Here is a 13,636-nt window from a genome sequence, read left to right as displayed (position 1 = left end):
GCGGCCGGTCGATCTTGTTGGGCAAGCTCAGGCTAGGTAGCGGTGGTGTCATCACCGTTAAGCTTTGGTGATGCTTGTGTGACAGATAACGCCAACAAGGAGCAATGCATGCACTGGCAACAATTGTTGAGCCCGCAGGCGCGTCTGCCCGTCGTGGGCCTAGAGGCGTGGTACGCCAGCCTGCTCGAACGCAGCGCTAACCCGACGCCGTTGCAGCTGGCGGTGCTCGGCGGGCGCTTGGCGGCAACGCCGGGGTTGGCGTTTCTTGCCGGTTACCAAGGCGCGTTGCGCGCACTCTGGCCGGCTGCGCCCTGGACGTTGGGCGCGTTGTGCGTGACTGAAAACCGCAGCACCCAGACGGCGGACATGAGCACGCGGATCAGCGCACTGACGCTCACCGGACGCAAGGATTTCGTCACCGCTGCTGAAGCCGCCGACTGGCTGCTGGTGGCCGCGCGTGAGGATGAACCCGGCCAGCCGGTAAGGCTGGCGCTGGGTGTGGTGCGCAACGGCGCGCCGGGCGTGCACGTCGAGACCTTGCCAGCGTTGCCGCTGATGCCGGACATCAGCCATGGCCGTTTGCACCTGCACGAGGCGCATTGCGAACGCCTGCCGGGTGATGGCTGGGATGACTACGTGAAACCCTTTCGCACGCTGGAAGACACCCATGTGCTGGCGGCATTGACGGCTTGGCTGTTTGCCGTAGGCCAGGACTCAAGCTGGCCGCAAGCCTTGCAGCTACGCCTACTTGGCCTGTTGGCCGGTTGTGCAGAAATGGCGCGGCAATGCCCGAGCGCAGCTGGCAGCCATCTGCTGCTGGCCGGTCTGTTTGCCCAGTTCGACAGCCTGGGTGGTGAGCTGGATGCCGCCTTTGCCGCCGGCGACTGGCACTGGGCGCAGTTGTGGCAACGCGACAAGGGCCTGCTGTCAATAGCCAACAGTGCGCGGCGCAAGCGCTTGGAGAAGGCTTTGGCAGTGCTTGGTACAACGCTGTAATGCAATGCCTGGGATGTATCCGCGAGCGTTTGCTCAGATGTAGGGTGGATGGCGCGCTATCCAGCCACGACGAAATAGAGATCAGCGGTTTATGAGTCGTAACGAACGCATGCCATGTCGGCTTGATCCAGATCAGTAAGGCCGGCTCGCTTCAGCATTAAGCTCGCCGCCTTTCGGGAGAGAGCCTGCCATGCGACGCGAGCCTATAGTGCTGTTCGATAACGGCGAGCATCAGTGCATGATGTTCGATGACTTGGTCAGCGGTGAGGGCGTGCAGTCCAACCAGTTTCTGATCACCGACAACGAGCAATACCTACTGCTCGATCCGGGCGGCGACTTGACCTACACGCCGCTGTCGATGGAGCTGTCCAAGCACATCCCGGTGCAGGACCTGACCTACATCTTCGCGTCGCACCAGGACCCGGACATCATCGCCTCGCTGGACAAATGGCTGCTGCACACCCGCGCGCAGGTGATTTGCTCCAAGCTGTGGGCGCGCTTTCTGCCGCACCTGACGGCCAACTATCTGGCACTCAGCCGTGGCATCAACACCTTTGACCGGATCATCGCACTGCCGGATCGCGGCCAGTCGTTTGCCCTCGGCAAATGCAAGCTCAAAGCAGTGCCGGCGCACTTTCTGCACTCGGTGGGTAACTTCCAGCTGTATGACCCGGTGAGCAAAATCCTCTTCTCTGGCGATATGGGCGCCTCCCTGGTGGATGACGCGCACCCGGTGACGGACTTCGTCAACCATGTGCCGAACATGCTCGGCTTTCACCGGCGCTACATGGCCGGCAACAAGGTTTGCCGACTGTGGGCGGCCATGGTGCGCGAGATGGATGTGGCGATGATCGTGCCGCAACACGGGCGGCCGTTTATCGGCGCGGAAATGATCAATGCTTTTCTCTACTGGATCGAAAACCTCGAATGCGGCATGGACCTGATGGGCCCCGAAGACTACCGCCTACCCAAGTAATCGGCGGCTAAGTGCACTGACGTTTCGCGCCGAATCGCCGGATAAACAGGCGCGTTCGACGCTTTTTGTCGTCATCGACGCCATGCTAGGGTGCCGCCTTCGATCCTTGTAGAGGCGGCGCCATGTCCTTCACTCTGTTTCCCGCACGACGGCTGATACTGGCGTGTGTCTTCGGTCTGGGTGGCGCGACCGCGCAGGCCGAAAACTGGCCAGCTGACGACTGGGCCAGCCAGCCGACGCTGCCCAGTGCCGCGCTCAGTGAGCTTGAACGTTACGCCTTCCCGACCCGCGATGACGCGACCCGCCAGGGCGTGCGCACCGATGCCCTGCTGGTGATACGTGATGGCCAAGTGGTGTACGAGCGTTATGCCGCGCCCACCACGGCCGATACCGCGCACCTGACGTGGTCGATGGCCAAGAGCCTGTTGGCGACCACCATGGGAGTCGCCTACGGTGAAGGGCGTTTCCGTCTGGATGCCCCGGTGGCCGATTACTACCCGCCATTTGCCGCACATCCGCAGGTGAAAATCGGCCACCTGCTCAACTGGGCTTCGGGCCTGGACTGGCAGGAAGACTATGAATACGCGCCGCTGAAATCCTCAGTGGTGGCGATGCTCTACACCCGTGGGCGCAGCGATATGGCAGCTTTCACGGCCGCACACAGCGCCGACGCCGAACCGGGTCAGCGCTTTCGCTATTCCAGTGGCGACAGCAACGTACTGGCTGCGGCATTGAAGAATATGGTCGGCGCCGAGGCTTATGCCGATTACCCCTGGACTGCACTGTTTGACCCGTTGGGGATCAAGACGGCGGTGTGGGAGCGCGATGCCGCGGGCACCTTTGTCGGCTCGTCTTACGCTTACATGAGTGCCCGTGACCTGGCCCGCGTTGGCCTGCTGATGCAGCGCGATGGCCGCTGGGGCGAGCAGCAGTTGCTGCCCAAGGCCTGGGTCGAATTCAACCGCACGCCGTTTGCCAATTACCAGCCGCAGGCCGAGAAGCCTGGTGACGCGGTGCCTGGCGGGCAATGGTGGCTTAACGTGGCGGTGGCTGGCGCGGGTAAACCTTGGCCGGATGCACCGAGCAACATGTTGGTCGCCTCAGGCCACTGGGGGCAGGGTTTGTATGTGTTGCCTGACGAGAAGCTGGTGATTGTGCGTTACGCCGATGATCGTGATGCTAGCTTTGATCGCAATCACTTCCTCAAACTGGTACTCGCGGCCATGGCCACTGAGGTGCAGCCATGATCCGTCGTCGCCCGTTCAGTGCAGTGTTGTTGCTGATCGTGTTGTTGCTCGCCGCCTTGATCTGGCAAAACCGCGCCCATCTGCAAGCCTTCCCCGACATCATCGGCGCGTACTCAGCCAAGGAATATTGCTCATGCCGCTACGTGGCCAACAATCCGGCGGATTATTGCGAGGCTTACGTGGCGCAGTACGTGCCGTTGTCAGGCTTTTGGGATGATGCAGCGCATAAGCGCGTTACGGCTCGCGGTCTGGGCCGTACGCACAGTGCGCAGTGGCTGAGCCTGCGCCAGGGTTGTCAGCTGCTGCCCGAACCCGCTGCGTTACCCAAGCCTTGAGGCCAACGCCATTGCGCAGGCTTGCATTGCCGGGCAGGGCAGCTATGGTGGCCTCTTCGTTGTTTTCCGTGACCTGTCATGCCTGAAACCCAGTGTTGTGTGGGGCCCCATGGCCTATAGCGTATTCCCTTGGCGGCGCGGCAATGCGGTAAGCCTGCTGGTCGATGGACCGTGTTTTTTCGCGCAAATGCTCAAACGTATTAATGCGGCTCAGCGCCATGTTGAGTTGGAGCTGTATCTGCTGGAAAGCGGCGCCTGCGCCACGGCGTTGCTGGATGCCTTGTGTGCTGCGGCGCTGCGCGGTGTCACGGTGCGCTGTCTGTTTGACGGCTACGGCGGGCAAGGCTTGCTGCTGGCAGACCGTCAGCGCTTGGGTGCCGCGGGTATCCAGGTGCGGTGGTACAACCCGGTGCGCTGGCGGCATGGCGTGCGTAACTTTCATCGTGACCACCGCAAAGTGTTGGTGGTCGATGAGCAGTTCGCGTTTGTCGGCGGCACCGGTGCCACCGATGCCTTCTGGCTGCCAGGTGAAGCCGAGAGCCGCTGGCATGAGGTGATGGTGGAAATCAGCGGCCCTCTGGTGGCCGACTGGTTGCAGCTGTTTGAACGGCAGTGGCGGGTGGATCAAAGCTGGATCGTCTGGCGACCGCGCTTGCCATTGCGTGTGAAAACTTTATTGGCAATACCCGCTGTGGGCGATGGCTTGGGCCGTGTCGCGTTTGCCGATGCGGTACAGCATCGCGACATTCTGTTTTCGCTGGTACGCATGATGCGCAGCTCCAAGCGGCGTATCTGGCTGGCCACACCTTATTTCCTCCCTACGTGGCGGGTGCGCCGGGTCCTGCGCCAAGCGGCTGCGCGGGGTGTTGATGTGCGCCTGCTGTTGGCCGGTAACAATACGGATCATCCGCCCATCCGGTTTGCCGGGCAGCGCTATTACGCCAGTTTGCTCAAGGCCGGTGTGCAGATATTCGAATACCAGCCGCGTTTTCTGCACCTGAAGATGGTGCTGGTGGACGACTGGGTGAGCATTGGCTCGTGCAATTTCGACCACTGGAACCTGCGCTTTAACCTGGATGCCAACCTTGAGGCGCTCGATCCCTCGTTTACCGCCAGCGTGGCGGCGTGCTTTGAGCGAGACTTTGCCGACAGCCAGTTGATTGATGGCAAAGCCTGGTTGGCCAGACCTTGGTACATCCGCGTGCAGCAGAAAATCTGGGGCATTTTGGATCAGCTGATGTTCAAACTGTTAAATCGTCGTCGCTGAGTCGGGCTGCTGCCCAGAGCGGCGGCGCACGCAAGGGCGCGCGCCACTCTGTTGCAGGCTGTATTGCCTTAAATCAGCTCGACTGCCACGGCCGTCGCTTCACCCCCGCCAATGCACAGCGAGGCGATGCCGCGCTTGCCGCCGGTGTTTTTCAGCGCATTGATCAGGGTCAGGATAATCCGCGAACCGGTGGAGCCGACCGGGTGACCCTGGGCGCAGGCGCCGCCGTAGATGTTGACCTTGGCGTGATCCAGGCCGTGTTCACGCATGGCCAGCATGGTGACCATGGCAAAGGCTTCGTTGATTTCGAACAGGTCGACCTCGGCCTTGTTCCAGCCGGTTTTCTTCAGCAGGGTCGTGATCGAGCCAATCGGCGCGATGGTGAACTCGCTCGGGTCCTGGCTCTGGGTCGCGTGCGCGACGATTTTCGCCAACGGCTTGAGGCCACGTTTGGCGGCTTCGTCGGCAGTCATCAGCAGCAGGGCGGAGGCGCCGTCGGAGATCGAGCTGGCATTGGCAGCGGTGATTGTGCCGTCCTTGCGGAAGGCTGGCTTGAGGCCGGGGATCTTCTCCAAATTAGCGTTCAATGGTTGCTCATCGTCTTTGACCAGTACATCGCCCTTGCGGCCGCTGACGGTGATCGGGACGATTTCCGCATTCAGCGCGCCGCTGGCGATGGCGGCTTGGGCGCGTTTGAGCGATTCAATGGCATAGGCGTCCATTTCCTCGCGGGTGATGCCGTACTGGTCGGCGGTTTCCTGGGCGAAGGAGCCCATCAGGCGGCCCGTGCGAGCATCTTCTAGGCCGTCGAGGAACATGTGGTCTTTGATCTCGCCATGCCCCATGCGCAGGCCCGCGCGGGCTTTGGTCATGATGTAGGGCGCGTTGGACATGCTTTCCATGCCGCCGGCGATCATCACCTCATTGCTCCCAGCCTTGAGCGCATCAAAGGCCTGCATCACCGCCTTCATGCCCGAACCACAGAGCTTGTTGATGGTGGTGCAGCCCGTGGCGGCCGGCAAGCCGGCATTCAACGACGCCTGGCGCGCCGGGCCTTGTTTCAGGCCGGCCGGCAGCACGCAGCCCATGATCACTTCCTGCACGTCGGCCGGGGCAATGCCCGCGCGCTCAACGGCCGCGCGAATAGCGGCTGCGCCCAGGTCTACCGCCGCAACGCTCGACAGGCTGCCTTGAAAACCACCCATCGGCGTACGTGCGCCGCTGACGATGACAATATCGGACATCGGAAAACTTCCTATATGAGGTAAATGAACGCAATGACGAACCATTGATTCTACTGCGTGACTAAAAATGCCCAAAGAGTCATGCGGAAAATCATTCTTTGGGCTGATTTGGGCGACCGCCGAGGGCTCTAAATTGGCCTCACTGATAAAACTCGTGAATTAAGGTACCGCCATGCTGCAGACCCGTTTGATTCCCGCCGCCGCGAATGCTCATCAAGCTCCTTTGTTGATCAAGCGCCTGCTGTTGTCCGGTATTCGTTATGAGAAAAGTCGTGAAATCGTATACCGCGACCAGATGCGCTACAGCTACGCCACCCTCAATGAGCGGATTGCCCGACTGGCCAACGTGCTGACTGAGGCGGGGGTCAAAGCCGGTGATACCGTGGCGGTGATGGACTGGGACAGTCACCGCTACCTGGAGTGCATGTTCGCCATCCCGATGATCGGTGCGGTGCTGCATACCATCAACATCCGCCTTTCGGCCGATCAGATTTTGTACACCATGAACCATGCCGAGGATAAGTTCGTGCTGGTTAACAGCGAGTTCGTACCGCTCTACAAAGGCATTGAAAGCCAGCTGACCACAGTGGAGAAAACCATTCTGCTCACCGACGCAGCGGACAAGTCCGCAGACGTGGGCGGCCTTGTGGGTGAATACGAAAACCTGCTCGCCGCGGCCAGCCCCCGCTACGACTTCCAAGATTTCGACGAAAACTCAATCGCCACCACCTTCTACACCACCGGCACCACCGGCAACCCCAAAGGCGTGTACTTCAGTCACCGTCAGCTGGTATTGCATACCCTGGCAGAGGCCAGTGTGCTGGGCAGCCTGGACAGCATTCGCCTGCTGGGTACTAACGATGTGTACATGCCGATTACCCCGATGTTCCACGTGCACGCCTGGGGCATCCCTTATGTCGCCACCATGCTGGGGGTTAAACAGGTCTATCCCGGTCGTTATGAGCCGGACATGCTGTGCCAGCTGATCAAGCAGGAAAAGGTCACCTTTTCTCACTGTGTGCCGACCATTCTGCAAATGGTGATGAACGCCCCAATCGCTCAGGATCATGATTTCGGCGGGTTGAAAATGATCATCGGCGGCAGCGCCCTCAACCGCTCACTCTACGACGCGGCTAAAGCGCGCGGCATTCAGCTGACTGCTGCTTACGGTATGTCAGAAACCTGCCCGCTGATTTCCTGCGCACATATCAATGATGAGTTGATGGCCGGCAGCGAAGACGAGCGCACCACTTACCGAATCAAAGCCGGCGTGCCCGTTCCGTTGGTAGAAGCCGCCATTATGTCTGCCGATGGCACCCTGTTACCGGCTGATGGCGAAAGCCAGGGCGAGCTGGTGCTGCGTGCCCCGTGGCTGACTCAGGGTTACTTTCGCGAGCCGGAGAAGGGCGCTGAACTGTGGGAGCACGGCTGGCTGCACACCGGTGACGTGGCTACCATCGACGATTTCGGCTTTATCGATATCCGCGACCGCATTAAGGATGTGATCAAGACCGGCGGCGAGTGGATCTCCTCCCTAGCACTGGAAGACTTGATCAGCCGTCACCCCGCGGTGCGAGAAGTAGCTGTGGTGGGTGTGGTCGACCCGCAGTGGGGCGAGCGGCCGTTTGCTTTGTTGGTGTTACGTGAAGGGCAGAGCCTGGATGCCAAGGGGCTGAAGGAACACCTCAAGCCGTTTGTCGATCAAGGCAGCATCAACAAGTGGGCGATACCGTCGCAAATTGCTCTTGTTACCGAAGTTCCCAAGACCAGCGTCGGTAAGCTCGACAAGAAACGTATTCGTCTGGATATCGTTCAGTGGCAGGCCGCCGGTAGTCCATTTCTCTCCACTGTTTAAGCATTTTTGTAACGGGCGCAGCCTTAGGCCGCGTTCGTTACACGGCAGCTTTTAAGTGTCATTTAGATCATGCAAATCAAGCGCTTAAGTTGATTCTTTAGACGGCTTTTAGAGTTGCTTGTGCGGCGTTGTGCGCTGTACCAGTGACTGCAAGCGAGATTGATTTTTGTGACTGTTCAGTCAAACAAGCGTTTGGCTTGCTAATTGCTCCCTTCAAACCATTCTTGGCTCTGCCGGTCGTGGCGAGCACGCTGAAACCAGCGAGCCAGAGTGCCTGGGAGCTAAAAATCACCCTTTCGAGGGATCAAGGAGAAGTACCCGCTGGCTATAGTCCGCACCATCCATAACAAAAAAACACATGGAGTAGCGTCGATGACAAAAACAAAACAAACCTGGCGCCTGGCAAGACTGCCACTGGCCGTCAGCCTCGCATCCACCCTCGCCGCCCCTGCATTCGGCGTTACCTTCAATATTGGTGAGATCGAAGGTCAAATCGACTCCTCGATGTCCGTTGGCGCCAGCTGGTCTACGCAAAAAGCGGATAAAGACCTGATCGGTGTTAACAACGGTGGTCGCGGTCTGTCGCAAACCTCAGATGACGGTCACCTGAACTTCAAGCGTGGAGAGACTTTCTCCAAAATCTTCAAGGGTATCCATGACCTTGAGTTGAAATACGGTGATACCGGTGTATTTGTTCGCGGCAAATATTGGTATGACTTTGAATTAAAAGATGAAGGTCGCGAATTTAAAGACATCAGTGACAACAATCGTAAAGAGGGTCAGAAGTCTTCTGGCGCCCAAATTCTCGATGCGTTCGTTTATCACAACTACTCCATCGCTGATCAGCCGGGTTCCGTGCGCTTAGGCAAGCAAGTTGTTAGTTGGGGTGAGAGTACCTTTATCCAGAACGGTATTAACTCAATCAACCCGGTTGATGTGTCAGCGTTTCGTCGTCCTGGCGCGGAAATTAAGGAAGGCTTGATTCCAGTTAATATGTTCTATGTTGCCCAAAGCCTGACTGAAAACCTCTCTATGGAGGCGTTCTACCAGCTTGAGTGGGACCAGACGGTAACAGACAACTGCGGCACGTTCTTTGCTCAGGCGGATATCGTTGCTGATGGTTGTGATCAGAATCTGAATGTTCTGGCTTCTTTAAGTCCGGCACAATTGGCATCAATTAATGGGAACTTGAAAGCTCTTAATACAGCGCTTGGGACCAATGCAGCAATGGTTTCATCAACCAGCGAGGGGCTAATCGTTCCGCGCCGTGGAGATGTGGACGCTCGTGATAGCGGTCAGTGGGGGTTGGCTTTCCGCTATATGTTTGAGCCACTCGATACTGAGTTTGGCGCCTATGCAATGAATTATCATAGCCGTGCCCCGATTTTTAGTGGTGCATCGCCGAGTGCTGGAGCTACACGTGCAATAAATACACTCGTTACTGGTGCAGCAAACCCCAGTGGTAATTTCAATGCTGCAGCTGTGCCTGCAGCTGCAAATATCGGTGCGGTTACCATGGCTGCGAATGGTGGCTACTTCATTGAGTACCCTGAAGATATCAAACTGTACGGTTTAAGCTTTTCAACCACTTTGCCCACTGGTACAGCTTGGAGTGGAGAGCTTAGCTATCGTCCGAATGCTCCTGTGCAGTTAAATTCCACGGATATTTTGTATGCGGGTCTTCGTGGAATAAATGTTGGCATTTTGAATGCTGGGAACCCAGTAGGATCATTAAGTCCTTATGACGCAGTGTCGCCTCTAGGTCCTGATTCGGAAGGGTTACTACACGGTTATAAGCGCAAAGAAATCACTCAGTTGCAAACCACGTTCACTCACTTTTTTGATCAAGTTATGGGCGCATCCCGCCTAACCTTGGTGGGTGAAGTAGGCTGGACTCACGTCGGTGGCTTGGAAAGCAGCGATGATATTCGCTATGGCCGCGATCCGATTTTCGGCACTGCTGGTGCAATGTGTGGTCCGGTAAACGTCAGCACTGCTGGTGGGAAAAGTAATGGCAGTTTGCTGGGTAAATCCTGTGACAAAGATGGGTTTACTACGGCCGACTCATGGGGTTACCGCGCACGTGCTATCTGGGAATACCCGGATGTGTTCGCCGGTATCAACCTGAAGCCGAGTGTAGCCTGGTCACATGACGTTGACGGTTACTCGCCTGGCCCAGGTGGTAACTTTGAAGAAGGCCGTAAAGCGGTCAGCCTTGGCTTAGATGCTGAGTACCAAAATACATACACCGCCAGCCTTTCTTACACCAACTTCTTTGATGGTAAGTATTCGACTGTTGATGATCGCGACTTCGTAGCACTCAGCTTTGGTATGAACTTCTAAGCGGACGAGATTTTGAGGACGACTATGACTATGAAAACAACAAAAAGTCTGCTGAAAACCGGCGCGTTGACACTCACGCTGCTGGCTAGCAGTGTGATGGCAGCAGTATCGCCAGATGAAGCGGCCAAGCTGGGAACTACGCTGACGCCTGTTGGTGCGGAAATGGCTGGCAATGCGGATGGTTCGATCCCGGCCTGGACGGGTGGTTTGCCTACTAACGCAGGTGCTGTTGATTCTGGTGGTTTTCTCGCGGACCCGTTCCCTAATGAGCAACCGCTGTTCACCATTACTGCGCAAAACGTGGATCAGTACAAAGACAAGCTGACCCCAGGCCAGTTGGCGATGTTCAAGCGTTATCCGGAAAGCTACAGAATGCCGGTTTTCGCGACTCATCGTTCAGCCACCATGCCGGATGTTGTCTTGGATGCAGTGAAGAAAAACGCTGTGAATACCAAGATGGTTGAGGGCGGTAACGGTCTTGAGAATTTCGATCAGGCCATTCCTTTCCCAATCCCGAAAGACGGTTTGGAAGCCATCTGGAACCATATCACCCGCTACCGTGGCGGCAGCGTGAAGCGTCTGGTGACTCAGGCGACTCCGCAAGCCAATGGCTCCTACAGCCTGGTTTACTTCCAGGATGAGTTCACCTTCCGGGGTGCATTGAAAGATGCCGACACCAGCAAGCCAAGCAACGTGCTGTTCTACTTCAAGCAACGTGTAACGGCGCCGTCGCGTCTGGCCGGCAACGTGTTGTTGGTACACGAAACACTTAACCAGGTGAAGGAACCGCGTCTGGCTTGGCTCTACAACGCTGGTCAACGTCGTGTGCGGCGTGCACCACAGGTGTCTTACGACGGCCCAGGTACTGCCGCCGATGGCCTACGTACCTCCGACAACTTCGACATGTATAACGGCGCACCTGACCGCTACGAGTGGAAGCTCAACGGTAAGAAGGATATCTATATTGCTTACAACAGCTATCGTTTGGACTCGCCGAAGCTGAAATACGACGAGATCATCAAAGCTGGTCACATCAACCAGGACCTGACCCGTTACGAACTGCACCGCGTATGGAATGTGACTGCAACCCTGAAGTCAGGCGAGCGTCATATCTATGCCAAGCGTGACTTCTATCTCGACGAAGATACCTGGCAAGCAGCTGTAATTGACCACTATGACGGTCGCGGTACTTTGTGGCGTGTGGCTGAAGCCCATGCTCAGTACTACTACGACAAGAAAGTGCCGTGGTACAGCGTAGAGACCCTGTATGACCTGCTGTCCGGTCGTTACCTGGCTCTGGGTATGAAGAACGAAGAGAAGAGCGCTTACGAGTTCGACTATCCGGCTAAGGAAAGCGATTACACCCCTGCGGCCCTGCGCCAGGCGGGCGTTCGCTAAACCTGAGTAAAGCGGCATAAAAGACCGGCCTGAGAGGGCCGGTTTTTTTATGGTGCGCCAGGCATGGCGCGTAGCGCCGTGACTGGCGCTGTCGGGTTCACTGTGGTGGTGAGCCTGGCGACTTGGAGGTGAAAGTCCTCTACACACCCGGCAAGGGGAAGTGTTAGCTGAAGGCAAGGGTGTCGCGGGCGACTGCGAATCTGAAGGAAGCCCGAGGCAAAATGCTGGCCTGACGAACAGGAAGCGGATGAGGCGGCGCAGCGGGGTGAGGTGGCCATAATCGCCAAAGCCCGATACTTGCACGGAACGCTGCGACGTAGATCCGACAGGCATAAGCAGGAAGGTCGCGCGAATTACCCTGGGAGATCTGTACGCTTGCCATTGTGCTACCGATTGTCGAGAGGCGACGGGATGGGCGTGCAGAAGTCAGCCGAGGCCGTAGTAAGTGGCGGTCAACCACGCCATCAAGGGCCGAACAGGTCATGCCGCCAGTAGGCGTCAGCGTCTCGTCGATAACCGAAATGCAGAAATTTCTCCAAGAGAAGACTGTCACCCCGAGTCCCGGCCAGAGGCCGAGGATGACGCCTGACAGCGCAGAGGTATCGGCGGCGTCGGTGACGTGGATGAACGCGGAGCCGGACACGCTGATGGAGCGGGTGCTTGCACCGGCGAATCTCAAGCGTGCGTATCAGCGCGTGGTCAGCAACAAGGGGGCGCCGGGTGCCGATGGCATGACNGTCGCCGACTTGGCAGGCTACGTGAAACAGTATTGGCCCATCCTGAAGGTCAGGCTGCTGGCAGGTGAATACCATCCCCAGGCAGTGCGGGCGGTCGAAATTCCCAAACCGCAGGGCGGTATGCGGCAACTGGGCATTCCCAGTGTCGTGGATCGCCTGATCCAGCAAGCCCTGCTGCAACAGCTCACGCCGATCTTCGATCCGCTGTTCTCGGACTATAGCTACGGCTTCCGTCCGGGCAGAAGCGCTCACCAGGCTGTCGAGATGGCCCGCACCCATGTGGCGGCGGGTCATAGGTGTTGCGTGGAACTCGATCTGGAGAAGTTCTTTGATCGGGTCAACCACGACATCCTGATGTTCTGTGTTGAGCGCCATGTCGAAGACAAACAGGTGCTCAGACTCATCCGCCGTTACCTCGAAGCGGGCGTCATGTCGGGCGGGGTTGTCAGCCATCGGCAGGAGGGGGCGCCGCAAGGCGGCCCGCTTTCGCCGCTGCTGTCGAACATCCTGCTCGATGAACTCGACCGTGAGTTGGAGCGGCGAGGCCATCGCTTCGTGCGCTATGCCGATGACGCGAACATTTATGTCCGTAGTCCGCGTGCTGGCGAACGAGTGCTGGCCAGTGTCGAGCGGTTCCTGAATCACCGTCTGAAACTGAGACTGAATCGGGACAAGAGTCGCGTGGCTGGGTCGTGGAAATGCGACTACCTGGGGTATGGGATGAGTTGGCACTCGCAGCCTAGACTGCGAGTGGCAACCATGAGCCTGCGCCGTGTGCGCGACCGTCTCAGGGAACTGCTGCGAGGGGTGCGGGGCCACAAGATGGCGAATGTCATCGAGCGGGTAAACCCGGTGCTGCGAGGCTGGGCAGGCTACTTCAAGCTCAGCCAGAGCAAGCGTCCACTGGAAGAGCTGGATGGCTGGGTCAGGCACAAACTTCGCTGTGTCATCTGGCGGCAATGGAAGCAGCCCTCTACGAGGGCGCGCAACCTGATGCGCCTGGGATTGAGCGAGGAGCGTGCCTGCAAGTCGGCCTTCAATGGCCGAGGCCCGTGGTGGAACTCAGGAGCGCCGCATATGAATCAGGCGCTGCCGAAGAAGCTATGGGACAGACTTGGACTGGTCTCGATACTGGATACGATCAATCGGCTTAACCGCATGGCCTGAACCGCCGTGTACGGAACCGTACGCACGGTGGTGTGGGAGGACGGCGGCCGTGAGGCCGCCTCCTACCCGAT

Annotated in this window: 10 protein-coding genes; 9 read left to right on the top strand and 1 reads right to left on the bottom strand. The window is 58.1% G+C overall.

The genetic code is table 11. From position 1 onward, the window contains the following. Window positions 1-108 precede the first annotated feature (108 nt). From N1078_RS06785 to N1078_RS06765, 5 genes are all read left to right on the top strand, one after another. On the top strand, window positions 109-996 hold the full coding sequence (locus tag N1078_RS06785) for an acyl-CoA dehydrogenase family protein (protein WP_274087448.1): 888 nt from the start codon (window positions 109-111) through the stop codon (window positions 994-996). Window positions 997-1,186: 190 nt separating this feature from the next. Beyond that, the gene (locus tag N1078_RS06780) at window positions 1,187-1,972 is read left to right on the top strand and encodes an MBL fold metallo-hydrolase (RefSeq protein WP_274087447.1); all 786 of its coding nucleotides are present in this window, start codon (window positions 1,187-1,189) and stop codon (window positions 1,970-1,972) included. A gap of 122 nt (window positions 1,973-2,094) precedes the next feature. Then, on the top strand, window positions 2,095-3,219 hold the full coding sequence (locus N1078_RS06775) for a serine hydrolase domain-containing protein (RefSeq protein ID WP_274087446.1): 1,125 nt from the start codon (window positions 2,095-2,097) through the stop codon (window positions 3,217-3,219). Beyond that, window positions 3,216-3,554: an amidase gene (locus tag N1078_RS06770; protein ID WP_274087445.1), complete on the top strand. Its 339-nt coding sequence runs from the start codon at window positions 3,216-3,218 to the stop codon at window positions 3,552-3,554. The genes N1078_RS06775 and N1078_RS06770 overlap by 4 nt, the downstream gene beginning before the upstream one ends. Before the next feature lie 109 nt (window positions 3,555-3,663). Continuing rightward, complete coding sequence (locus N1078_RS06765) at window positions 3,664-4,821, top strand: phospholipase D-like domain-containing protein (RefSeq protein WP_274087444.1); 1,158 nt, start codon at window positions 3,664-3,666, stop codon at window positions 4,819-4,821. A 68-nt stretch (window positions 4,822-4,889) separates the two neighbouring features. On the opposite strand, the gene N1078_RS06760 is transcribed toward N1078_RS06765, so the two are convergent. Then, on the bottom strand, window positions 4,890-6,065 hold the full coding sequence (locus N1078_RS06760; protein WP_274087443.1) for a thiolase family protein: 1,176 nt from the start codon (window positions 6,063-6,065) through the stop codon (window positions 4,890-4,892). Window positions 6,066-6,237: 172 nt separating this feature from the next. On the opposite strand from N1078_RS06760, the gene N1078_RS06755 reads away from it, so the two are divergent. The 4 genes from N1078_RS06755 (at window position 6,238) to ltrA (ending at window position 13,565) form a co-directional block, all read left to right on the top strand. Next, a complete protein-coding gene (locus N1078_RS06755; protein WP_274087442.1) occupies window positions 6,238-7,920 on the top strand; it encodes a fatty acid--CoA ligase in 1,683 nt (560 codons plus the stop codon). A gap of 372 nt (window positions 7,921-8,292) precedes the next feature. After that, complete coding sequence (locus N1078_RS06750) at window positions 8,293-10,263, top strand: DUF1302 domain-containing protein (RefSeq protein ID WP_274087441.1); 1,971 nt, start codon at window positions 8,293-8,295, stop codon at window positions 10,261-10,263. A 30-nt stretch (window positions 10,264-10,293) separates the two neighbouring features. Further along, complete coding sequence (locus N1078_RS06745) at window positions 10,294-11,661, top strand: DUF1329 domain-containing protein (protein ID WP_274087440.1); 1,368 nt, start codon at window positions 10,294-10,296, stop codon at window positions 11,659-11,661. Window positions 11,662-12,143: 482 nt separating this feature from the next. Next, window positions 12,144-13,565, top strand: coding sequence for a group II intron reverse transcriptase/maturase (gene ltrA, locus N1078_RS06740; RefSeq protein ID WP_042920460.1), 1,422 nt, complete (start codon window positions 12,144-12,146; stop codon window positions 13,563-13,565). The last annotated feature ends 71 nt before the right edge of the window (window positions 13,566-13,636 follow it).

The organism is Pseudomonas sp. MIL19 (assembly GCF_028680365.1).
GTDB lineage: Bacteria > Pseudomonadota > Gammaproteobacteria > Pseudomonadales > Pseudomonadaceae > Aquipseudomonas > Aquipseudomonas spirodelae.
Note: the sequence above shows the minus strand (reverse complement) of the source record. Positions and strands in the feature narration are given on the sequence as shown.

Coding starts and splice junctions, on each gene's coding strand:
- N1078_RS06785 (WP_274087448.1), top strand. CDS start 109: ATGCACTGGCAACAATTGTTGAGCCCGCAGGCGCGTCTGCCCGTCGTG.
- N1078_RS06780 (WP_274087447.1), top strand. CDS start 1,187: ATGCGACGCGAGCCTATAGTGCTGTTCGATAACGGCGAGCATCAGTGC.
- N1078_RS06775 (WP_274087446.1), top strand. CDS start 2,095: ATGTCCTTCACTCTGTTTCCCGCACGACGGCTGATACTGGCGTGTGTC.
- N1078_RS06770 (WP_274087445.1), top strand. CDS start 3,216: ATGATCCGTCGTCGCCCGTTCAGTGCAGTGTTGTTGCTGATCGTGTTG.
- N1078_RS06765 (WP_274087444.1), top strand. CDS start 3,664: ATGGCCTATAGCGTATTCCCTTGGCGGCGCGGCAATGCGGTAAGCCTG.
- N1078_RS06760 (WP_274087443.1), bottom strand. CDS start 6,065: ATGTCCGATATTGTCATCGTCAGCGGCGCACGTACGCCGATGGGTGGT.
- N1078_RS06755 (WP_274087442.1), top strand. CDS start 6,238: ATGCTGCAGACCCGTTTGATTCCCGCCGCCGCGAATGCTCATCAAGCT.
- N1078_RS06750 (WP_274087441.1), top strand. CDS start 8,293: ATGACAAAAACAAAACAAACCTGGCGCCTGGCAAGACTGCCACTGGCC.
- N1078_RS06745 (WP_274087440.1), top strand. CDS start 10,294: ATGAAAACAACAAAAAGTCTGCTGAAAACCGGCGCGTTGACACTCACG.